This window comes from Roseovarius sp. B-10 (genome assembly GCF_056859295.1).
Genome location: NZ_JBSXOE010000040.1, coordinates 116,419 through 138,561 on the forward strand (window position 1 = coordinate 116,419; position 22,143 = coordinate 138,561).

Here is a 22,143-nt window from a genome sequence, read left to right on the forward strand (position 1 = left end):
GGCTGCACCATCACTCACTATGATCACCGTCCCCTCACGCAAGATCACGCTAGCGCGAAAAGACGGGTCTGTCATACCCTGATTGGGCTATTTCGCGTCCGCCTCCGCGACAAGCGGCGCCAGCCGGTCGAGCGCGGCACGCCAGTGCCGGAAGAACACGAGTTGCCCGGCATCCTCGAACAGGTGATACTCGATCCACGGGTGATCGCGGCGGAATTCCTCGTAGGTTGCGCGCGGCACCTGAGGGTCCTGCGCGCCGTTCATCAGGATCACCGGCAGCGCCCCCTTCAACGCCACCAGATCGCCGCTCCAGTCCTCGAGCTGCCCGCCGACAAGCTGGCGTGCGAACGCCTCGTGCGCCGAATGCGTGGCCGACAGCGCCACCTCCGAGCCACCCACGATTGCCTCGTACACCTCCGGGTCCTCGAAGGTGGCGATGTCGGCCCCGGACTCGCCATAGATCGCGCGGGCGAACCCGCCCTTGCCGATCCGGCGCGCGAGAAGGAAGCCGGCCTTGACCATGAATGGCAGAAGGTGCGGCGTATACTTCGCCCCGGCGAGGATAAAGCGGTGCCACTTGTCCATCCGCTCGAACTGCGCCCGTCGGGTGAGCGGCAGCATCCCGGCGCAGGCGAGGATGCCGGTGATCCGCGCCGGGTCGCGCCGGGCCAGCCGCGCGGCGTAGTAGACATCACCCCCGAGGCTCAGCACCGGGCAGCGCCGCACGCCCTCGGCACGCAGCACCCTCTCGGTATCTTCGAGCAGGGCGGCGTCGTAATCCGCCCCGTGCGCCACCATGTCCGACGACCCGTAGCCCGGCCTCAGCGGCACGATCACCCGTAATCCCCGCGCCCGCGCCTCGGCCTCGGCGCTCGCGGGCCAGCGCACCAGCCCGAAGTCCAGCGGCAGGTAGAGCAGCGGTCGCCCCGCCATGTCCCCCAGCACCGTCCACGCAACCCGCCGCCCGTCCGGCGCGACAAGCGTCCTGTCGGCGGATGCCTCGTGGTCAGGATGCGCGCAGGTCACGCCCTGCCGCGCGGGGGGTGATGTCACCGTGGCCGTCGTCATGTCGATCATCGACAGGGCCAGTCGCACCAGTTCCAGCTGCGAATGGGTCTCGGTCTTGGCGAGGATCGACTTGATCTGCGCGCGGATCGTGTCGGGAGAGCGCCCGCGTCCCGCCGCGATCTCGGCGATCGAACGGCAATCGACGAGGTGGCACAGGATGTCGCCCTCCGCCCGTGTGAGATCGAAGGCCTGCCGCAGGATATCGCAGAACCCTTCGGGCAGGTGTAGCCCGTTGGACGCGGCGAGCACCAGGTCGGTGCCGTCCGACGCGGTGCAGCGTTGCAGCCGCAGCACCATCAGGTGCCCGGGTCCGTCACCGCGCAGACGCAGCATCGCCGTGTCCTTGCCCAAGTCGGCGAACAGCATGGAAAGCGCGGCGGCAAGGGCAGGGCGGTCGTCGTCATGCAGCGGCAGATCGCTGATCGTTGCCCGCTCGGCGATGCCCATCAACCGCCGTGCCGCCGGGTTGGCGGCGCGCACCACGCCGCCACGGTCGAGCACCAGGGCCGCCACCCGCTCGAACGGGGCGAGCATGGCGTCGAGCCCGTCCTTCCCGGTGCTCGCCTCGCCGATCGCGGCGCGGTCGAGAAACGCGGTGGCCCGCCTGAAATGCGCGGCAATCTGCGGATCGTCGAGCAGGCGCGGCGCGCTGAGATCGACATGCGCGCGCAAGGGGGCGACGGCGCTCTCCCAATGATCGAGAAGCGCCTCGAACCGCTCGGGATCGAGCGCCACGTCATAGAGCCTCTCGATGGTCTCGGCACGGTCCGCATCGGACAGCGTTACTGTCGTGCCGCCACCCGTCCCCGCCGCGTCCGGGCCGTCGTTGTGCCATGATGTCATCGAGGGCCCTGAATCCTGACAGCCAACTGTACGCAGTATTGACACCGCCGGTGTCAATTTCAAGGCAAGTGGGGCCCCGCGTCAGGCAAGATCGGCAAAGTGATCGCGTAGCGCCGTCCATGTCGTCTCGCTACCCGCGCAGAGCAGCAGGCCCTCGCCGAGCGAGGTGTCATAGTCGTGCCCGTCGAGCATCCGCGCCACCCCGCCCGCGCGCTGACAGATCAGCACGCCCGCCGCGTGATCCCACGGGTTGAGCCGGTCCGACAGGACGAAATCGACCGCACCCTGCGCCAGCAGCCGGTATTCGTGGCACGAACAGCGCAGCGCCGTGGCCTGCCCCAGCGCGGCGAGGCGCGGATAGAACGCCTCCTGCCGTGCCTGCCCCATCAGCGACACATGCACATACCCATGCAGATCGCCCAGCGCACCGCCCGCCGCCGTGGTGGCCGCGCGCTCGACCCCGCTGGCCGCGACGAGCCGTGCGGAGGTGGTCTCGTCGGCGAGGATCCAGTCGTCGCCCACGGGATCGTAGAGCAGCCCCAGCACCGGGCGCCCAAACCGCGTGACAGCTATGATCACGCCGAAGAGCGGCAGGCCGTGAACGAAATTCCACGTCCCGTCCACCGGGTCGATGATGATCGCGAACTCCGCCTCGCTGACCTCGTCGCGCAGCTCGGGCCGGTCGGCGACGGCCTCCTCGCCGACAATCAGCGCATGGGGAAACAGTCTTTGCAGCCCCCGCGCGATCATCGCCTCGGCCGCGCGGTCGGCCTCGGTCACCAGATCGCGGGGGCCGGTCTTGGCCGTGGCCTCCGCGCGCGTGATCGAGCGAAAGCGCGGCAGGATCTCGGTGCGCGCGGCGCGCCGCACGAGGTTGACCAGCGCGGTCTGCTGCGCGGGGCTGAGGGGTGCGGAGAGGGCGATGGGCAACGAATCGGTCATGGTCTCTCCCTGTGAGTGCCGGGGTTGATTGCCAGCCGGACGTGACGAATTCAACGCGGCGCTTTGGTCGTCGGGTACGGATCGAATATTTGGGGCAAGATGAAGCGGGGCGGTGTCATTCGCGGGCGCGCAGCACCCTTGCGGGGCGGGCGCGCAGCGGGCCGAGGGCAAAGACCAGCCCGGCCAGCAGCGTGATCGCCGTGCCGCCCGCGACGATGGCAAGCGCGGAGGGCCAGATCACGGTGAATGGCGTTTCCATCACGAACCGACTCACCGCCCAGCCACCGCCGATGCCTGCGCCCAGCGCCACGATGCCCGCGGCGGCCCCGAGGATCAGCGACCTCAGGGCCAGCCCCGCCAGGATACGCGCGCGCGTGGCACCCAGAACCTTGAGGATTGCCGCCTCGACGCTGCGCGCGCGCGCATCCGCCGCCGCCGCGCCGATCAGCACCAGGAACCCGGTCAGAAGCGTCACCGACGCCCCCCACGAGGTGGCCGACGCGAGGCTGGCCAGCAGGTCCGTCACCCGCATCAGCGCGTCGCGCACGTTGATCGCGGTGACGTTGGGGTGGCGGTCGGTCACGTCGCGCAGGATCGCCTCCTCGGTCGCCTCGCTATCGGCATAGACCGTGGCGATGAAGCTGTGCGGCGCGCCCGCCAGCGCCGAAGGGTTCATCAGCATGACGAAGCCCATGCCAACGCTGGAGAAATCCACGTCGCGCAGCGAGGTGATCGGCGCCGTGATGTCGCGCCCGAGGATGTTGACGGTGATCTCGTCTCCGATGCCGATCCCCATCTCGGCGGCCTCCTCGGCGGCAAAGCTGAGCTGCGGCGGCCCGGTATAGCCCTCGCCCCACCAGTCCCCGGCGGTGAGCGTGGTGCGCGCGGGCAAGCTATCGGCATAGCTCACCGCGCGGTCGCCCTCGACCACCCAGTGGCCGGGGGCCACCTCGCGCGCGGGGCGGTCGTTGATGCGGGATATGATTCCGCGCAGCATCGGCGCGTGATCGACCCGGCTCACGCCCGGGTCGCTCTCCAGCCGGTCGAGAAACCACTCCATCTGGTCCTTTTGCAGATCGACGAAGAAGAAGGACGGCGCGCGCTCGGGCAGGTCGGCGGCGATGGCGCGGCGCAGGTTGCCATCGATCTGCCCCACGGCGGCCAGCACTGACAGCCCCAGCCCCAGCGCCAGCATCACCGGCCCCGCCGTATTGCCCGGCCCACCGATCGCGCCCAGCGCCCAGCCCAACGCGGGCCGTCCCCGCAGGCGCGGGCGCAGGGCGCGCGCTGCACGGGTGGTTGCCGCTGCCGCCAGCCACAACAGCGCCAGCGCCCCGAGGATACCACCCGCCGTCCAGAGCGTTAGCGGGGCATTGCCGGAAAACAATGCCGCCGCGATCACCAGGAGCGCGAAGAGCACGGCGGTGGTCAGCACCCAAGGCCAACCCGGCCAGCGCGCCCCGCCGATCCCCGCGTCGCGGTAGAGCGCAGCGGCGCGCACCTCGCGTGCCCGTGCCAGCGGCCACAGCGTAAAGATGAGCACGCTCAGCACCGAATAGAGCGTGGCCTCGATCATCGGCGCGGGGTAGGGGGCAAAGACCGCCGGCACCGGCAATTGCGCCGCGATCACCGGGCCCAGCGCCACCGGCAGCCCTACGCCGAGGATGAGCCCGCCCGCGATCCCGAGCAGTGCCAGCACCGCGACCTGAAGGAAATATATCAGAAAAACAGTTCTTTGGTCGGCGCCCAACGTGCGCAGCGTGGCGATCACCTGCACCTTGCCCGCGAGGTAGGCCCGCAGCGCCGCCGAGATGCCGACGCCGCCCACCGCGAGGCCCGACAGCCCCACCAGCACGAGGAACGCGCCCAGCCGCGTGACGAATTCGGCCACCTGCGGGCTGGCGTTGCGGGCGTCGGTCCAGCGCGCGCCGCTGGCGGAAAGCTCTTCTTCGGCGCGGGCGGCGAGGGCGTCGAGATCGGTGCCCGGCGGCAGGTCGAGCCGGTAGCGAGAGGTGAAGAGCGAGCCGGGCGCCAGAAGCCCCGAGCCATCGAGCGCCGTCCGCGCCACGATGGTGCGCGGCCCGAGGCCAAAGCCCGCGCGCGACGGGTCGGGCTCGCGGACGATTTCAGCCATCAATGTAAACTGTTGTTCTCCAAGCCGAAAACTGTCACCGATCCCGATGCCCAGCCGGGTGGCCAGCACCGGCTCCATCACCGCGCCGGGCAGGCCATCGCTACCCGCGAGAGCCGCCTCCAGCGGCATGTCGGGGTCGAGTGCCACGCGACCCACCAGCGGATAGGCCGCGTCGACCGCCTTGACCTGCGTGAGTTCGCGTGCCTCGCCGGCCACCGCCATCGACCGGAAATCGGCGATTTCCGAGACGCGGGCAGCGGCGTCCTCCATCCACAACCTCTCGGTTCGCGAGGCGAACCTGTAGGTTAGCTCAATCTCGGCATCGCCGCCCAATAGCTCTGCGCCCTGCGTGGCGAGCCCGGCCTGCACGCTCTCGCGCAGGGTGCCGACGGCGGCGATGGCGGCCACACCGAGGATTACGCAGCCGAGAAAGATGCGAAAGCCCCGCAGCCCCCCGCGCAACTCCCGCCCCGCCAGCAGGGCCGCAACCCTCAGGCTCATGCTGCGGCTGCCGGGGCGATGCGCCCGTCACCCAGCGAAATCACCCGGTCGCAGCGCGCCGCCAGCGCCGGGTCGTGGGTGACCAGAACCAGCGTCGCCCCGTCGCGGTCGCGCAACCCGAAGAGCAGGTCGATGATCGCCGTACCGGTGGTGCTGTCGAGGTTGCCGGTGGGTTCGTCGGCGAGGATGAGCGCGGGGCGCGGCGCGGCGGCGCGGGCTAGCGCCACGCGCTGCTGCTCGCCGCCCGAGAGCTGCGAGGGATAGTGGCCCGCCCGCGCCTCGAGCCCAACGGCGGCAAGCTCTTCCATCGCGCGCGCACGCGCGTCGCGGCGCCCGGCAAGCTCGAGCGGGGTTGCCACGTTTTCCAGCGCGGTCATCGTGGGGATGAGGTGGAATGACTGAAACACCACGCCCACATGCGCGCGCCTCAGCCGCGCCAGCGCGTCCTCGTTCATGGCACCGAGGTCGTGGCCGAAGGCGCGCACGCTGCCTCCCGTCGCGCGCTCCAACCCGCCCATCAGCATGAGCAGCGAGGATTTGCCCGATCCCGACGGGCCGACAAGCCCGATCGTCTCGCCGCTGTGGACATCGAGCGTGATCCCGTGAAGTATCTCGACAGGGCCGGCATTGCCTTCGAGCACGAGCGCGACATCGGCCAGGGAAAGAAGGGGGGAGCTCATGAGGTTGCGCCTGTTTTGCCAGTGTTTTCTGTCATATGGGGTGGCCCGGCACCTGGGCAAGGCGCTCGTGCTCTTTCTGTGGATGGCCGTGCCCGCGCAGGCGGGCGAGGAGGCGGCGGCGGACGCGCCCGTCACCGTGCTGGCGCTGGGTGATAGCCTCACCCAAGGCTATGGCCTGCCGCAGCAGGACGGTCTGGTGCCGCAATTGCGGCGGTGGCTGGCGGAACGTGACATCGACGCGGAGGTGATCAATGGCGGTGTGTCGGGCGACACCACGGCGGGCGGTGCCGCGCGCGCAGGCTGGAGCCTGACGCCAGAGGTGGACGCGATGATCGTGGCGCTGGGCGGCAACGACCTGTTGCGCGGGATCGACCCGGCGGTGAGCCGCGCCAATCTCGATACCATTCTGGCCGAGGCGGCGGAACGCGACGTGGAGGTGCTGCTGGTGGGGATGCGCGCGCCGGGCAATTACGGCGCTGACTACAAGGCCGGTTTCGACGCGATCTACCCCGATCTCGCGGAAAAGCACGGCACGCTGCTCGCCCCCGATTTCTTTGCCGGGCTGGGCGAGGGCGACCCTGCGGCGCTGCAACGTTTCTTTCAGGGTGACGGTATCCATCCCAACGCGGAGGGTGTGGCGCGCATCGTCGATGGGCTGGGGCCGCATGTGGCCGCGCTGATCGAGGCCGTGAAATGAGAACGGGCCCCACAAGGGGGCCCGGTTCAACCGTCTCGCCAAGGGCGGAAGCGCCGTTCAGGCGAGGGCGATGTCGCTGGCGGACTGACGCCCGTCGCGGCCCGATTCGATTTCGAAGGTCACCTTCTGGTTGTCTGCGAGGCCGGTGAGGCCCGCGCGCTCGACTGCGGAAATGTGGACGAAAACGTCCTTGCCGCCGCCGTCAGGTGCGATAAAGCCGAAACCCTTGGTGGTGTTGAACCATTTTACTGTGCCAGTAGCCATGTGCCCTGAACTCCTAATTGTGTGCTGCCCGCGGAAGTGCGACAGCTTGGCTCGTCGTCGTGCAAGATCGAGTGACTGAGCCGATAGAAGGACAGGTGGTCGATAGCCGTAACGTTAGCAGATGCAATATGGGCCTCGGCGACGGGAAACGCAAGGGGTATCGTGAGGTCCGGGCAATATCACAGCACCGTCACCACGGTGCCTGTTGGGACGCGCTGGTAGAGATCCTGCACATGGGCGTTGATCATGCGAATGCAGCCATTGGATACCGAGCGCCCGATGGACGAGGGCTGGTTGGTGCCGTGGATGCGGTAATAGGTGTCGCGCCCATTCTGAAACAGGTAGAGCGCGCGCGAGCCAAGCGGATTTTCGGGCCCGCCGGGCTGGACGTAGTCGTTGCCACGAAAGCGCGCGTAGGTTTGCGGCTCACGCTCGATCATCTCGTCAGTGGGCCGCCATGTGGGCCACTTCTTTTTCACGTCGATGGTGGCGGTGCCGGTGAATTCGAGCCCCGCCCGCCCGACGCCCACGCCGTAGCGGCGTGCCTCGCCGGGTGCGGTGACGAAGTACAGAAAATGCGCGCGCGGCAGTACGACCAGATGCCCTGGCGCGTAGGCGTCGCTGAACGTCACCTGCTGCGGTGTGAATATCGGGTCGAGTTCGAATGCGCGGGCGCGGCCCGGCACAAGGGCAGGAGCGGCCAGCGCGGCGAGGCCTGAGGCGACGAGAGAACGGCGGTCGATCATGTCACTTCCTCCACGGATCCTTTCGACATCCTATATATGGCCTTGCGTGCCGCGGGTTTAAGTCAAAACGCGGTGACCGCGGTGAAAATCGCGGCACTGTGGCCTTTGCGCTCAGATCGCGGCCCAATCGTCGAAGCGGTAAGGCACGGGCCGCCGGTGCCACGGCGGACGGGGATGGCGCGGATCGGTCTTGCGGCGGGTCATGGCGGGTCTCCTTTTGCCGGGTCCGTGCCACCAAGGTGGGGCTGGCCGTGCGCGCAAGCCAGAGGCGGTGGGGCGAACGTGAGCGGGTGTGATCGGCGAGGATCGGCCCGGGGCAGGCGCGGCGGATGGCGCCCGCCCCACGGGAACCGCATGTACGACACAGCAGTTTCGTATGATCGAGACTCAGAGTCGGAAAACAGACCTGATACGGGGCAGTCTGAATACGGGGTAGTCTGAGGCCCGAATGTTCAGACGCGGGCACGCGCATGTGCCCCCCGTGTCAGCGCGTGACTTGTCGGCTCGGGAGGCGCGGGGTCAAGTTTTTCTGCCTAGACGTATTCAGTCTGGTATCAGAGGGATGCGACAAGCGTCGTATCGTGCCGGGCGCAAGGCACGGGGCGGCGCGACGATTTTGGAGCATGAAGAGAACGGCATGACAGCGATAACCCGGCGCGCGGCGATCATGATGGGCGGTCTCGCATGTGCGGCGATTCCGATGCGCAGCCTGGCACAGACACGCTTCCGGTTGGGTCTCACGCCCGTTTTCCTAGACAATGACGCGGTGATCATCGACCGGCTGCGCCACGTGCTGTCGGCGGCCATGGGGCGCGAGATAGAGCTTGTGCAGAAACGCACCTACGAGGAAGTGACGGGCCTGTTGCTGGAGCGTTCGCTCGACGCGGCGTGGCTGTGTGGGTATCCATACTTGCAGCACCGGGAGGCGCTCGCGCTGGTGGCGGTGCCGGTCTGGCGGGGCAGGCCGCTCTATCAATCCTACCTGATCGCCGGCCAGGGGGTCGCGGCCGATAACCTCTCTGATCTGCGCGGGGCGACGCATGCCTTCTCCGATCCCGACAGCAATTCCGGCTACCTGGTCACGGCAAGCGATCTGATCGCCATGGGCACCCGGCCCGAGCAGTGGTTTTCGCGGGCAATCTTTACCTACGGGCACCGCAACGTGGTGCGCGCGGTGGCCGACGGGCTGGTGCAGTCGGGCAGCGTGGACGGCTATGTCTGGGAGGCGCTGGCCGCGGTGGAGCCGGACCTGACACGGCGAACCCGCGTCATCGGCAAGTCGGAATGGTTGGGCTTTCCGCCCGTCTGCGCGCGCAAGGACACCGAGAACGCGGAACCGGTGCGTGCGCTGCGCGAGGCGCTCCTGGGACTGTCGCGATCAGACGCCGGACGCGCGGCGTTGGCGGCCCTGCAACTGGACGGGTTTCAGACGGCCCCCGAGGGCTTGTTTGACGGCATAGCCAGCCGAATGCGCCTGCTGGAAACCTGAATGGCCGGGGTTCTGCGTACTCTGCCGCTGTCGCTCAGGCTGCCCCTGCTTGGGGCGGCGCTGATGGTGCTGGTGGGGGTTGTCGCGTCGCAACAGGTGCTGTCGGCGCTGGGCCGCGTGCAGGACGCCCGGCTGCGCGAACTGGCGGCGATGCATGTCGAGGGGCTGTCGGTGGCGCTGGGGCCGCTGGTCCTGCGCCGTGACATCTGGGAAGTTTATGACACGCTTGATCGCGCCGGGCGCGAGAGCGAGGGTCGGCGCATGGTCCTGACGGCGGTGGCCGATGAGGCGGGCCGGGTTCTGGCCGCGACCGACCCGCGGCGCGTACCGGTAGATAGCGCGATCGAGCGGGTCGCCCAAGGGGCGGTGCCGCTCGACCAACTGTCGGTGGGCGCGTCAGAGAGCACGGTCCGCCTGATTGCGCCGCTCGATTACCAGGGCCGGTCGGTGGGTCGCATCGTCACGGAACTGGATGTGTCCGATCTGCAGAGCGAGCGCCGGCGCGCCCTCTGGTTCCTGCTGGCGGGCAACGCGCTTGCGACCGCCTTTCTCGCGGGGCTGGGATATCTCGCGATGCGCCAGATGCTGCGGCCCGTCTCGACCCTGGCGCAGCAGATGGCCGGGGCAGAGGGCGAGCCGCAGCCCATCGCCGAGACGGACGTGCCGCGCGGCGATGGCGAGCTTGCCCGACTGGCGCGGACCTATAACAGCATGGTGCATGACGTCGCCGCGAAATCACAATTCGAACGTAGGCTTGCCGAACGTGAACGCTTCGTGGCCCTTGGGCGGTTGTCGTCGTCACTGGCGCACGAGATCAACAACCCGCTGGGCGGGCTGTTGAACGCGACGGACACCATCCGGAAATTTTCCAACAGGCCCGAGGTCGTGACGGCATCCGCCGAGTTGCTGGAACGGGGCCTGCGGCACCTGCGGGACGTGGCGCGTGTCACGCTGGACCAGAACCGTCTGGAGCAGGAGGGAACCCCGCTTTCATCCGATGATTTCGAGGATGTCCGGCTACTGATCCTGCCCGAGCTCAAGCGGATGGAACAGCGGATGGACTGGTCCGCGCCAGAGGATATGACGGGTTGTGCGGCCTTGCCCGCCGCGCCCGTTCGACAGATCATGCTCAACCTGCTGCTCAATGCCTCGGCGGCGACCGGACCCGAGGGCGGTGTCACGCTTCACGCCCGGCTGGACGATGCCGGTCTGGAAATCGACATTTCCAACAGCGGCCCGCCCATGTCCGAGGCGGCGCGGGCACGGCTGCTGAGCGATGCGGCGCTGGCACCGGGCGGTGGCGTCGGCCTGCGGCTGGTGCGCGATCTCGTGAAGGATCTGAGCGGCAGGATCGAACTTGCGCGCGAAGACGGGCAGACGACGGTACGGGTAATCCTGCCGGCTCGGGAAGGTGCGACCGATGCTTGACGGCCGCCGCATCGTTCTGGTCGAGGATGACGAGATCATGGGCGGCTCGCTCTTGCAGCGGCTGGAGCTGGAGGGCGCGCAGGTGCTGTGGCTGAAGCAGATGCACCGCGCGCTGGGCGCGATCCGCACGCCTCAGCGCGGCATCGACGCGGTGATCTGCGATATCGCGCTGCCTGACGGTACCGGCGAAGACCTGTTCATCACGCTCTGCCGCACCACCACGCCGCCGCCGTTCCTGTTCATCACCGGGCAGGGCGGCATCGAGCAGGCGGTGCGCCTGATCAAGTCAGGGGCGGCGGATTACATCACCAAGCCATTTGACATGTCGGTGTTCCTGGACCGCCTCGCGCAGCTTCTGGCCCCGGGAGAGACGCAGGAATTCCCCCCGATTCTCGGGGTTTCCGGGGCCGCGCAGCGGGTGGAGGCGTTGATCGTGCGCGCGGCTGAGAGTGCCGGGCCGGTCCTGATCCGGGGCGGACCCGGGCTGGGCAAGGACCTTGTCGCGCGCCGTATCCACGAGTTGTCAGAGCGCCGGGCTGCGCCCTTCATCTCGGTGAACCTGGCGCGCGAGGGCGATCCCGAGGCGGCGCTCTTCGGGCAGGATGGCGCGTTCCGCAAGCTGGGCGAGGGCACGCTGTTCGTCAACGCGATCAGTCGCCTGCCGCTGCAGCTTCAGCGCCGGTTGGGCGAGGAGATCGAGCAGGGGATCGAGGGGCGCCTCGTCACCGCCTGCGGCACCGACCTGGAGGCGCTGGTGCAGCAGGGCGCGTTCGACACCGAACTGCATTACCGCATGGCGCGGATGGAGATACCGATACCCCCCCTCGGCACCCGCCCCGAGGACGCGGTATGGTTGCTGGAGCAACTGTTTCAACGGCTCGCGCCCGCCAAGGCCCCCGATGTTACCGGGATCGGCGCGCTGTGCCTGGAGGCGGCGCGCGACCACGACTGGCCCGGCGGCGGGCGCGAGGTGCGCGCACGGCTGGTGCGCGGGTTGTCGCTGGCGCGCGGCGCGCTGTTGCAGCCCGCCGACCTGTTTCCCGAGCGTCAGGCGGGGGAGGACGGCATCAAGAGCCTCGCCGAGGTGCGCGAGGCCGCCGAGCGCGCGCAGATCATCGCCGCGCTGGAGCGCAGCGGCGGACAGGTGGGCGCGGCGGCGCGGATGCTGGGCATCGCCCGGACAACGCTGTGGGAGAAGATGCAGCGCTACGGGCTATCGTGACGCGCCCGCGCCGCGCGGCCTGTTCGGATTTCCGAACATCTGAAATTCCTCATGATATTCAACGCTTAGCCGCGCCGCAGAATGAGCGCCAAGACTGTCGTGGCTTGCGCGTGGAGGCCCTATCCTTGTTGCCATAGCAAGGGAGGAGCCAAGCCAATGAAATGTAATCGACTGGTCGATGCGGGCCGTCGTCAGTTCCTGCGCGGGGGCCTTGGGGCCACGGCGGGCGCTGCGGCGAGCGTTGTCATGGGAACGAGCGACGCCAAGGCGCAAACGGCGCTCGCGCGGGTGGAGTATCCGGCGAACCGGCTGGCCAACGTGGCCGACCTGGCCGTGAACGAGCCGATGGACGTGGCCTACCCGGATGCCGACAGCCCCGGTGTCGTGCTCAAGCTGGGGCAGGCGGTCGAGGGCGGCGTGGGCCCCGATGGCGATATCGTCGCCTTCTCGGTCCTGTGCCCGCACAAGGGCTGGTATCTGAGCTACAACGGCGAGGACCGCACCTTCAATTGCCCCGGACACCATTCGCGCTTCGATGCCGAGGCGGGCGGACAGCAGGTCTGGGGCCATGCCACCAACAACCTGCCGCAATTCGTGCTGCGCGTCGACGGCGCCGGCGACATTTATGCCGAGGGCGTGGACGAGCTGATCTACGGTCGCCTGTCCAACACGCTCTGAGGGAGGAAATTCAATGGCTTACAAGAGACAAGTGGACCGTCTGCCGATCATTCCCGCGGACGCCAAGGAACATAACGTCACCTGCCATTACTGCATCGTCGGATGCGGCTACAAGGCCTACACCTGGCCGATGAACAAGCAGGGCGGCACCGCGCCGAACCAGAACAAGTTCGGCGTCGATCTGTCCGAACAGCAGTTCCAGGACACAGAGGCGTGGTATGCGCCCTCAATGTACAACATCGTCAAACAGGACGGGAAGGACGTGCAACTCGTCGTCAAGCCGGATGCGAATTGCGTCGTCAATTCCGGGCTCGGCTCGATCCGTGGCGCGCGCATGGCCGAGAACCGGCCCTCCGATGTCTCCGGCACGCAGCTTCAACGCCTGAGCGATCCGCTCGTGTGGCGCAACGGGACATGGCAGCCGACATCGTGGGACGACGCGCTCGACCTCGTCGCGCGGGTCACGGCGCGGGTGGTGACCGAAGGCTCGGAGGACGATCTCGTCGTGTCGATGTTCGACCATGGCGGCAGCGCCGGCGGATATGAAAACACCTGGGCCACCGGCAAGCTCTATTTCGAGAGCATGAAGGTCAAGAACTGCCGTATCCACAACCGCCCGGCCTATAATTCCGAGGTGCATTCGACCCGCGACATGGGGGTGGGCGAGCTCAACAACAGCTATTCCGATTACGAGATCACCGACACGATCTTCATGATCGGGGCCAATTCGATGGAGACGCAGACCAATCTCTATCTCAACCACATGGTGCCCGGCCTTCAGAACGGCGCCAAGTTCATCATGGTCGACCCGCGCCGCACCGTCACCGTGCATTCCTCCGAGCAATGGGCGGGCAAGGAGAACGTGCTGCACCTCGCGATCAACGAGGGCAGCGACATGGTGCTGTTCAACGCCATCCTGACCCATATCGTCGATCAGGGTTGGACGGATGACGACTTCATCGCCGCCTCGACCTTTCAGGGCAGCGAGGCGGTGGCGCAGGACAGTGCCCATCCCGCGAGCCTGGGCAGTCTCGATCATGCGATGCAGGACTGCCGGACGTCGCTGGATGAGGCGGCGGAGATCTGCGGTGTGGCCGCGGCCGACATCCGACAGGCCGCCGAATGGATCGCCAAGCCGCATGAAGATGGCAGCCGCCGCAAATGCGCGACGGCCTACGAGAAAGGCATCATCTGGGGCAACGACAACTATCGCACCATCGGCGCGCTGGTGAATATCGCGCTGGCCACCGGCAATGTGGGCCGCGAAGGCGGCGGCGTGTGCCGTCTGGGCGGGCACCAGGAGGGCTACTATCGCCCCGCCGATGGCCATGTGGGCCGTCCGGCGGAATATGTCGACCAGTTCCTGATCCGGGGTCTGGGCGGGGTGCACCATATCTGGGCCTGCGACCACCACAAGACCACGCTCAACGCCGCCGAGTTCAAGCGCGTGCACAAGCGGCGCGCGGACATGGTCAAGGACGCGATCGACGGTGCTGCGGGCGGCACGCGTGAGCAGGTGGTCGACGCGATCGTCTCGGCGATCAGTGCGGGCGGCCTCTTCGTGGTGGATGTGGACATCATCCACAGCCAGATCGGTCAGAACGCGCATGTCATCCTGCCCGCCTGCGAATCGAACGAGATGAACCTCACCTCGATGAACGGCGAGCGGCGGTTGCGTCTCAGCGAGCGCTACATGGACCCCTACGGCAATTCGCGCTCCGACTGCCTGATCGCCGCCGGGATCGCGCAGCACATGGAGCGCGTTCTGCGCGAGATGGGCGAAGGAGCCTATGCCGACCAGTTCCAGGGCTATGACTGGCAGACCGAGGAAGACGCCTTCATGGACGGGTACAATGCGGGCAATCCCGAAGTGACCTATGAGCGGCTGCGCGCGGCGGGCAATAACGGCGTGCAGGAGCCGGTCAAGGGCTACGAGAACGGTGCGCTTGTCGGCACCGAGCGGCTCTATGCCGATGGCACGTTCGACCGGCACGGGCGCGACGACGGCAAGGCGCTGTTCTGTGCTGCCGGGTGGCGCGGCTGGCAGGCGCCGGGCAAGGCCCGCGAGAAGGCCGCGCACAAGTACTGGATCAACAACGTCCGTGCCAATATCTTCTGGCAGAACCAGTTCCTCGACCAGAAGAACCAGTTCATCCAGGACCGCTTCCCGTATCCGTTCATCGAGATGAACCCCGATGACATGGTCGAGGAAGGGCTCAACCCCGGAGACCTGATCGAGATCATCAACGACAATGGTGTGACGCAGGGCATGGCCTATCCCACGGCAACCGCCAGGCGCGGACAGGTCGCGATGGTCTTCGGCTCACCCGCGGGCAGCCAGGGCAACGTCGTCAACCCCGGCACCAACGAACTGGTGCTGCCCAACTACAAGCATTGCTGGGGCGACATCCGCAAGATATCGAACGCCACGCATGAAACGGCAGGCATCACATTCAAGTCGAAGGAAGTCACGCTCTGACCGGCTGAAACAAGAAATGCCCGCCCCGCGTCACGGGGCGGGCGCTCGATCGTCGGGGCGACAGCGGGCCGGATCTTGACGCCCGGGAACGCGACAATCGGATCCTCCCCGAAAGTTGCAGGCAAGCGCCGTTCGAGGTTCTGGGCACGTTCACTGACATCGAAACAGGGCGAAGGCGGACCGCCCTCAACTTCGGGCGGCGATGGAGTTAACCCGCCGCGAGGGCGCCGCCCTGCCAGTGGCCAGGCTTGACCGGATCAGCCGTTCGGTGGCGTTCACCGCTGGGCTGTTGAAGGATAATCGTGCCGGATACATCTTCCGAGGCGCGCGCGCCGATTTATCTTGCATCAAGGTAGCCCCAACCGGTTTGCCGACCGAGGTGCGGCAGGGGGCAATTGCGCGCAAGCTGAATGATTTGCTTGGATAGTGCCTACATGAGCCCGGAGGTCCACGCGATGCATCCGCTAACCCACTGATTTAAATGGAGGCGAGTACCGGAATCGAACCGGTGTACACGGATTTGCAATCCGCTGCGTAACCACTCCGCCAACTCGCCCCGATGTGGTGGCGTTTCGGTTATCCCATCCACTTCTTCGGTGCAAGAGGGACCGAGGTGTTTTGCCGGTAGGGGGCGCAGGGAGATTGCCGCCATGCGGCAGATGTGTCAGAACCCCCTCATGGATTCATCAAGACGAGAGTTCCGCCGATGACCGATTTCACCGCGCGCCGCACCATGATGGTGGATACGCAGGTCCGCCCCTCGGACGTGACCAAGTTCCCGATTATCGACGCCATGCTGCGCGTCCCGCGCGAGGCCTTCGTTCCGGCACGGATGCGCGAGGTGGCCTACCTGGGCGAGAATCTCGACCTCGGGGCCTCGCGGGTCGTGCTGGCGCCGCGGACGCTGGCCAAGATGCTCGACGCGCTCGATATCGAGGGGGACGACCTGGTACTCGATATCGGCCCGGCGCATGGCTATTCGGCGGCGGTCATCGCGCGGCTGGCCGAGGCCGTCGTCGGGGTCGAGGACGATCCCGCGCTGGTCGAAGAGGCGCAGCGCGCGCTGGGCGATGCCGGCGCCGACAACGTGGTGATGGTCGAGGGCGCATTGTCCGCCGGGGCACCGGATCATGGTCCCTACGACGTGATCCTCGTCGAGGGCGCGGTCGAGCACCTGCCCGAGGCGATCACCGGGCAGCTCAAGGAGGGCGGGCGCATCGCGTGCCTGTTTTCCGAGGATGCGCTGGGCGTGATCCGCATCGGCTACAAGATCGACGGCCGGATGAACTGGCGCGACGCGTTCAACGCCGGCGCGCCGGTGCTGCCCGGGTTCGAGCGTCACGCGGCATTCACGTTGTGAGCGGAAAGGGGCAGGAGGCACCGGGAATGACGATGAGGCGGTTGTTGCGGTGGAGTTTTGTGGCGGTCCTGGGGGTGGCTTGCCTGGGCGCGCAGCCAGGCGCCGCGCGGGCCGAGACGCTGGCGGATGCGCTCGTCTCCGCCTACGTCAATAGCGGGCTCCTGGAGCAGAATCGCGCGCTTCTGCGCGCGGCGGACGAAGACGTTGCGCAATCGGTTGCCAACCTGCGTCCCATCATCGAATGGACCGCGGATGTCACGCGCGATTTCTCGCAGGCGGGTTCCAGTCTGCTGACGCGCAATTCCGGCGAGACGACCGCCAATCTCGGCATCGTCGGCTCGCTGCTGCTCTATGATTTCGGGCGCAGGGATTTTCTGACCGAGGCGGCGAAGGAAACCGTGCTGGCCACGCGCGAGGTGTTGCGCAGCGTCGAGCAAGACGTGCTGCTGACGGCTGTGCAGGCCTACATGAATGTGATCCGCAACCGCGAATTCGTCCTGTTGCGGCGCAACAACCTGAGGCTTCTGGAGGAGGAGTTGCGCGCTGCGAGCGACCGGTTCGAGGTCGGCGAGGTCACGCGCACCGATGTGGCTCAGGCCGAGGCGGCGGTGGCTCTGGCGCAAAGCGGCCTGGCGGCCGCTGAGGGTGATTTCGAGCGCGCGGTCGAAGAGTTCCGCGAGGCCATCGGGCGCGCCCCCGGCGATCTGCGCACGCCGGGCGATCTGCCGCGGCTGCGCAGTGACGTGGCTGCGGCCAAGGCGGCGGCGGTGCGTCGCCATCCCGACGTCCTGGAGGCGCAGCGCAACGTCACGGTGTCCGAGCTCAACATGCAGGCCGCCGCGGCGGCCAAGCGACCCACGCTCAACCTGACCGGGCGGCTGGGCACCACCAACGACCTTGCCGATTCCGAGTTTACACGTTCGGGCAGCGTGGGGCTGGAACTACGTGGACCCATCTACGAGGGCGGGCGGCTCACATCGCGCGAGCGGCAGGCGCGGGCACAGCGCGATCAGCGGCTGGCACAGCTTCATCTCGCAGGGCTTCAGGTCAAGCAGGACGTGGGCAACGCCTTTGCCAACCTGCGTGCTGCCCAGGCAAGGCGCGAGGCCAACCGCGAGGCGGTGCGCGCCGCGCGGGTCGCTTTCGAGGGCACGCGCGAGGAGGTGAAACTCGGCGCGCGTACCACGCTCGACGTGCTTGACGCCGAGCAGGATCTGCTCGATGCCGAGGCCAGTCTCATCTCGGCCAACGCCGATGTCGTGATCGCGGCCTATGCGGTGCTCGCGTCAATGGGGGATTTGACGGTGCGCGACCTCAACCTCGGGGTCCGGACCTACGATCCGGCGGCGTATTATGACCTGGTCAAGACCGCCCCGGTACCCTTGAGCCCGCAGGGCAAGAAGCTCGACCGGGTGTTGCGGGCGCTCGGGAAAAACTGAAAAATTTCCGAATAGGTTGTGCGAATACACCTGCGCGGGTAAACTGCTCGCGAGGCAAGAATGGTAACAGGCATGTCGGACCCGGTCGCAAATGTGGATATCGAGGATGTCCTGTCGTCGATTCGCCGACTCGTGTCGAACGGGCCGGAGAAGGATGGCAAGGCGTCGAAGGAGGCGCGCGGGGAAGAGCGGCTCGTGCTGACGCCGTCGCAGCGCATTGATGACTCAGAGCCATCGGAGAGCGGTGAACGGTCGGATCGCGCGACCTCTGCATTGGCAGGGCTGACCGAGGCCCATCCGCCTGAACCCGGGCCGTCGCTTGAGGTCGAGCCCGAGTCCGAGGAACGCGGCGCGGAAGATGACGTTGCCGATGTTCTGTCAGGGGTCGATACTGATACCGATACCGATACCGATACCGCAGCCGAGGACGATATTGCCGCGTTGTCGCTGACACTGTCTGACCAGGGTGGGGATGCGCAGGCCGAGGCTGCGCCCGGCGCGGGCGAAACCGATAGCGGCAAACCCGAAGACGGGACAGACACCCCCACCGACGACGAGGACGCCGCGCTTGAGGGGATAGCCGCGATGTTCGCCCGGCACGAATCAACCACGCCGAGCGCGTGGGAGCCCGATGGCGACGATGAGGATGCCTTTGCCGATGATGCTGCGGCCCCGTCGCTTGAATGGCGCGATGTCGATGATACCGACGAGGACGATGGGTACGACAAGATCCTCGCCGGTTCTGATCATCCCGAAGAGACAGAGCCGCGCGAGGAGGGCCGCGCGTTTGCCCGCGACTGGGATACCGAGGCGCGCGAGACGGAGGACAACGCCTTTGCCATCGAGGACGAGGCACTGCTCGACGAGGAGGCGCTGCGCGACCTCGTGGCAGAGATCGTGCGCGAGGAACTCATGGGCACGCTGGGTGAGCGGATCACCCGCAACGTGCGAAAGCTGGTGCGCCGCGAGATCCACCGCGCCCTAAACTCTCAGGATTTCGACTGATCCTCCGGCGCGATCACCGGCTCTGCCGCGAGCGACAGAAGCCGATCCACGTCGAGATGTGTCTCCAGGTGCCGGGCAAGCGCGTCGAGCGTGGTGTCGATTGCATCCTCATATAGCAAATCCGACACCGCGCCGAGATCGGCCAGGTACGCGGCGCGAAACGCGTCCTCGGCGAAAAGTCCGTGCAGGTAGGTGCCCTGAACCCGGCCATCGGGCGATTGCGCGCCTTCGCGCCGGTCGCCTACGCACAGCCAGCCGCGTTCGCAATCGGGGCCGACGGTTTCGCCCAGATGTATCTCGTAGCCCCGCACCGGCGTGCCCGAGGGCTCGTGCCGCGCCTCGGTGAGGCCCAGCCGCTTGTGCGGTTGCAGCACCGTCTCGACATCGAGATGGCCCAGCCCTTCGACCGCGCCGGGCGGGCCTTCGATCCCGTCGGGGTCGGCGACCCGGCGGCCCAGCATCTGGTAGCCCCCGCAAACGCCCAGCACCCGGCCCCTGCGCCGGACATGGGCGGCGAGGTCGATATCCCAGCCATTGGCGCGGAAATCCTCCAGGTCGGCGATGGTGGATTTGCTGCCCGCGACAAGGATCAGGTCGGCATCGGCGGGCAGGGGGCGGCCCGGCGGGATGATATCCAGCGTGACGCCCGGCTCGCCCGCAAGCGGCGTCAGATCGTCGAAATTGGCGATCCGGCCGAGCTGCGGCACGGCGATGCGGCAGGCCCCGCCCCGCGACGAGGCAAGGTCCTGCACGTCCTCGGGCGGCAGGCGCCAGGCGTGCACGAACCACGGCACCACGCCCAGTGAGGGCCAGCCGGTGCGCGCGGCGATGGCGCGTTCGCCGTCCGCGAAAAGCGAGATGTCGCCTCGGAACTTGTTGACCGCGAAGCCCCGGATCATCGCCGCATCGTCGGGATCGAGCACCGCCTGCGTGCCGACGATCTGCGCGATCACCCCGCCGCGGTCGATATCGCCAACGAGGATCACCGGCACCCCGGCGGCGCGGGCAAAGCCCATGTTGGCGATGTCACCGGCGCGCAGGTTGATCTCGGCGGGGCTGCCCGCGCCCTCCACGATGATCAGATCGGTGCTATGGCCAAGCCGGGCAAAGCTGTCGAGCACCGCACCCATCAGGCGCGGCTTTTCCCGCGTGTAGCCCCACGCGCCGAGGCTTCCAACCGGGTGGCCCTGCACGATGACCTGCGCGCCATGCGCGCCCTCGGGCTTGAGCAGCACGGGGTTCATGTGCGTCAGGGGGGTGCGTCCCGCCGCGCGGGCCTGTAGTGCCTGCGCGCGCCCGATCTCGCCGCCATCCCCGGTCACGGCGGCGTTGTTGGACATGTTCTGCGGCTTGAACGGCGCGACGCTGATCCCGCGCCGCAGGCAGGCCCGCGCCAGCCCCGCCACCAAGAGCGACTTGCCGACATTCGAGCCGGCGCCCTGGATCATGATCGCGCGCGTCATGTGGCCATCCCCGCCTGCGGCAAAGCAAAGGCCCCGCCGCGTGCGACGGGGCCGGATCGGCGATCTTGCGCCGTGACGCTCAGGCGGCTTCGGCCTGCGCTGCGGCGTGGCGGCGCTCGCTTTCCTCGCGCGACAGCGCGACCGAGGTGCGCACCCCCTTGCCGACGAATTCCATCAGCCCGGAAACGACGCGCTCGTTGGGGTCGATCCCGGCACAGGACAGCACCTCGCGCCCATCGCGCGATCGCGCCCAGCGGGCGATCTGCTCGGGGCCATTGCCGTATTTCTTGTCATCGGCGATCGCATCGTCAAGCGCGGCCAGAACCACGGCCGCAAAGAGTTTACGCGCACGGTTTCCCTGTTCGGCGTTGAAAGCCGTGCCATCAACGAAATCCTTCATGCTTCGTCCTGTTCTTATTGCTCTTGCGTTTCGGGCGTGACGGCGGTTATGACGCGTTTTGATCGATTCGGATAGAGCGTAGATGCATAGCATCTATGCAATAGGCGCATGGCTCGCGCTGCCCCGAAACGAAGTATGGGTGTCTTGCCCCCGTGCATCACGCGATATATAGGACCGCGAGACACGATATCAACCTTTTGACACGGTTCGGACCATGCCCAAGATCAACGGAAACGAGATTCGCCCCGGCAACGTGCTGGAGCATAACGGCGGCCTCTGGGCGGCGGTCAAGGTGGACCACGTCAAGCCCGGCAAGGGCGGCGCCTTCGCGCAGGTCGAGATGCGCAACCTGCGCAACGGGTCCAAGCTCAACGAGCGGTTCCGCAGCGCCGACAAGGTCGAGCGCGTGCGCCTCGAACAGAAGGATCAGCAGTTCCTCTACCAGGAGGGCGAGAACCTGATCTTCATGGATACCGAGACCTACGAACAGATCCAGCTTCCCGCCGAAATCCTCGGCGAGCGCCGCCCCTTCCTGCAGGACGGCATGACCATCACGGTAGAGTTCCACGAGAGCGAGGCGCTCAACGCGTCGCTGCCGCAAAAGGTCACCTGCCGCGTGGTCGAAACAGAGCCGGTGGTCAAGGGCCAGACCGCCGCCAACAGCTTCAAGCCTGCCGTGCTCGACAACGGGGTAAAAGTGATGGTGCCGCCCTTCGTCGGCCAGGACGAGGACATCGTCGTCAACACCGAGACGATGGAATATGCCGAGCGCGCCTGAGCGCGACCTGCCCTGACGCCCCTAACGCCCCAACTCGGCCAGCGTCAGCGGGCAGGGGGTACCGTCGTAAAACACGTCGAGAATCGCGCGAAACTCCGGCCCGCCCCCGGCGGCGTCGAATAGCGTGGCCGAGGACCGCAGCTTGAGCGCATCCGTCCTCCCGAGGACCGCCTCCGCGCTTTTATCCTCATGAGACAGCATGGCGCGCGCGGCCTCGTGCAGGCGCGGCCCAAGCACCGGATGCGCGAGATAGTCCCGCGCCTCCTCCAGCCCCGTGATCCCGTAATACTTTGCCGTGAGCGACCGGCCGAGCGCGGCGAGTTGCGGAAAGATGAACCACATCCAGTGCGTCATCTTCGCCCCCGCTCGTAGCTCGGCCCGCGCGGCGGGCCAGCTGCCCTCCTGCGCTTTGACGAAGCGAGAGAGGTCAGACGCGGGCGTCATTACCTTACCATATAGTGGGGCAGGGCGGTTCGTCCAGACGGGTGGCCCCGCCTGGCCGCGCCGATGGGCAAGCCGCGCCGATG

The 22,143-nt window shown here is 67.3% G+C and carries 19 protein-coding genes, 1 tRNA gene and 1 pseudogene; 11 read left to right on the forward strand and 10 right to left on the reverse strand.

The window, feature by feature from the left end:
- Window positions 1-87: 87 nt before the first annotated feature.
- The 4 genes from AC13D8_RS16885 to AC13D8_RS16900 form a co-directional block, all read right to left on the reverse strand.
- Window positions 88-1,911: a bifunctional helix-turn-helix transcriptional regulator/alpha/beta hydrolase gene (locus tag AC13D8_RS16885; RefSeq protein WP_482969796.1), complete on the reverse strand. Its 1,824-nt coding sequence runs from the start codon at window positions 1,909-1,911 to the stop codon at window positions 88-90.
- Between the two features lie 81 nt (window positions 1,912-1,992).
- Window positions 1,993-2,853, reverse strand: a complete 861-nt coding sequence (locus tag AC13D8_RS16890; RefSeq protein WP_104016987.1) for an inositol monophosphatase family protein — start codon at window positions 2,851-2,853, stop codon at window positions 1,993-1,995.
- Window positions 2,854-2,968: 115 nt separating this feature from the next.
- The gene (locus AC13D8_RS16895; protein WP_482969797.1) at window positions 2,969-5,488 is read right to left on the reverse strand and encodes an ABC transporter permease; all 2,520 of its coding nucleotides are present in this window, start codon (window positions 5,486-5,488) and stop codon (window positions 2,969-2,971) included.
- Complete coding sequence (locus tag AC13D8_RS16900; RefSeq protein ID WP_482969798.1) at window positions 5,485-6,168, reverse strand: ABC transporter ATP-binding protein; 684 nt, start codon at window positions 6,166-6,168, stop codon at window positions 5,485-5,487. The genes AC13D8_RS16895 and AC13D8_RS16900 overlap by 4 nt, the downstream gene beginning before the upstream one ends.
- Here AC13D8_RS16900 and AC13D8_RS16905 point away from each other — a divergent pair.
- Window positions 6,167-6,865 (forward strand): arylesterase, encoded by a 699-nt coding sequence (locus tag AC13D8_RS16905; RefSeq protein ID WP_482969799.1) that lies wholly within the window; start codon window positions 6,167-6,169, stop codon window positions 6,863-6,865. The two genes, AC13D8_RS16900 and AC13D8_RS16905, sit on opposite strands and share 2 nt — an antisense overlap.
- Window positions 6,866-6,922: 57 nt before the next feature.
- Here AC13D8_RS16905 and AC13D8_RS16910 read toward each other — a convergent pair whose 3' ends face one another.
- The gene (locus AC13D8_RS16910; protein ID WP_104016983.1) at window positions 6,923-7,129 is read right to left on the reverse strand and encodes a cold-shock protein; all 207 of its coding nucleotides are present in this window, start codon (window positions 7,127-7,129) and stop codon (window positions 6,923-6,925) included.
- Window positions 7,130-7,308: 179 nt separating this feature from the next.
- The gene (locus AC13D8_RS16915; RefSeq protein WP_482969800.1) at window positions 7,309-7,875 is read right to left on the reverse strand and encodes a L,D-transpeptidase; all 567 of its coding nucleotides are present in this window, start codon (window positions 7,873-7,875) and stop codon (window positions 7,309-7,311) included.
- 637 nt (window positions 7,876-8,512) lie between these two features.
- On the opposite strand from AC13D8_RS16915, the gene AC13D8_RS16920 reads away from it, so the two are divergent.
- From AC13D8_RS16920 to AC13D8_RS16945, 6 genes and pseudogenes are all read left to right on the forward strand, one after another.
- Window positions 8,513-9,364 carry a substrate-binding domain-containing protein gene (locus AC13D8_RS16920; RefSeq protein ID WP_482969801.1) on the forward strand — a complete coding sequence of 284 codons (852 nt, stop codon included), beginning with the start codon at window positions 8,513-8,515 and terminating at the stop codon, window positions 9,362-9,364.
- Entirely contained in the window at window positions 9,365-10,792 is a 1,428-nt protein-coding gene (locus AC13D8_RS16925) for a sensor histidine kinase (protein ID WP_482969802.1), read from the forward strand. It abuts the gene before it with no gap.
- The gene (locus tag AC13D8_RS16930; RefSeq protein ID WP_482969803.1) at window positions 10,785-12,014 is read left to right on the forward strand and encodes a sigma-54-dependent transcriptional regulator; all 1,230 of its coding nucleotides are present in this window, start codon (window positions 10,785-10,787) and stop codon (window positions 12,012-12,014) included. Before AC13D8_RS16925 ends, AC13D8_RS16930 begins: the two co-directional genes overlap by 8 nt.
- A gap of 156 nt (window positions 12,015-12,170) precedes the next feature.
- Entirely contained in the window at window positions 12,171-12,692 is a 522-nt protein-coding gene (locus AC13D8_RS16935) for an arsenate reductase (azurin) small subunit (protein ID WP_482969804.1), read from the forward strand.
- Between the two features lie 13 nt (window positions 12,693-12,705).
- Window positions 12,706-15,171 (forward strand): arsenate reductase (azurin) large subunit, encoded by a 2,466-nt coding sequence (locus tag AC13D8_RS16940; protein WP_482969805.1) that lies wholly within the window; start codon window positions 12,706-12,708, stop codon window positions 15,169-15,171.
- Between the two features lie 184 nt (window positions 15,172-15,355).
- Window positions 15,356-15,598 (forward strand): annotated as a pseudogene (locus tag AC13D8_RS16945) (hypothetical protein); the annotation flags it as partial.
- Window positions 15,599-15,653: 55 nt separating this feature from the next.
- On the opposite strand, the gene AC13D8_RS16950 reads toward AC13D8_RS16945, so the two are convergent.
- A tRNA-Cys gene (locus tag AC13D8_RS16950) sits at window positions 15,654-15,727 on the reverse strand.
- A gap of 150 nt (window positions 15,728-15,877) precedes the next feature.
- Between AC13D8_RS16950 and AC13D8_RS16955 the strand changes: the two genes are divergently transcribed.
- The 3 genes from AC13D8_RS16955 (at window position 15,878) to AC13D8_RS16965 (ending at window position 18,975) form a co-directional block, all read left to right on the forward strand.
- Window positions 15,878-16,531 (forward strand): protein-L-isoaspartate O-methyltransferase family protein, encoded by a 654-nt coding sequence (locus AC13D8_RS16955; protein ID WP_104016977.1) that lies wholly within the window; start codon window positions 15,878-15,880, stop codon window positions 16,529-16,531.
- A gap of 26 nt (window positions 16,532-16,557) precedes the next feature.
- On the forward strand, window positions 16,558-17,970 hold the full coding sequence (locus tag AC13D8_RS16960; RefSeq protein WP_482969806.1) for a TolC family outer membrane protein: 1,413 nt from the start codon (window positions 16,558-16,560) through the stop codon (window positions 17,968-17,970).
- Window positions 17,971-18,042: 72 nt separating this feature from the next.
- Window positions 18,043-18,975, forward strand: a complete 933-nt coding sequence (locus tag AC13D8_RS16965) for a hypothetical protein (protein WP_482969807.1) — start codon at window positions 18,043-18,045, stop codon at window positions 18,973-18,975.
- Here the strand turns inward: AC13D8_RS16965 and AC13D8_RS16970 are convergent.
- Complete coding sequence (locus AC13D8_RS16970) at window positions 18,960-20,438, reverse strand: cobyric acid synthase (protein ID WP_482969808.1); 1,479 nt, start codon at window positions 20,436-20,438, stop codon at window positions 18,960-18,962. The genes AC13D8_RS16965 and AC13D8_RS16970 overlap by 16 nt on opposite strands.
- 79 nt (window positions 20,439-20,517) lie before the next feature.
- Window positions 20,518-20,838, reverse strand: a complete 321-nt coding sequence (locus AC13D8_RS16975) for a DUF6280 family protein (RefSeq protein ID WP_104016974.1) — start codon at window positions 20,836-20,838, stop codon at window positions 20,518-20,520.
- A gap of 214 nt (window positions 20,839-21,052) precedes the next feature.
- Between AC13D8_RS16975 and efp the strand changes: the two genes are divergently transcribed.
- Window positions 21,053-21,616, forward strand: coding sequence for an elongation factor P (efp, locus tag AC13D8_RS16980; protein ID WP_104016973.1), 564 nt, complete (start codon window positions 21,053-21,055; stop codon window positions 21,614-21,616).
- 21 nt (window positions 21,617-21,637) lie between these two features.
- On the opposite strand, the gene AC13D8_RS16985 is transcribed toward efp, so the two are convergent.
- Window positions 21,638-22,060, reverse strand: coding sequence for a DUF1810 domain-containing protein (locus AC13D8_RS16985; RefSeq protein WP_482969809.1), 423 nt, complete (start codon window positions 22,058-22,060; stop codon window positions 21,638-21,640).
- Window positions 22,061-22,143: the final 83 nt, after the last annotated feature.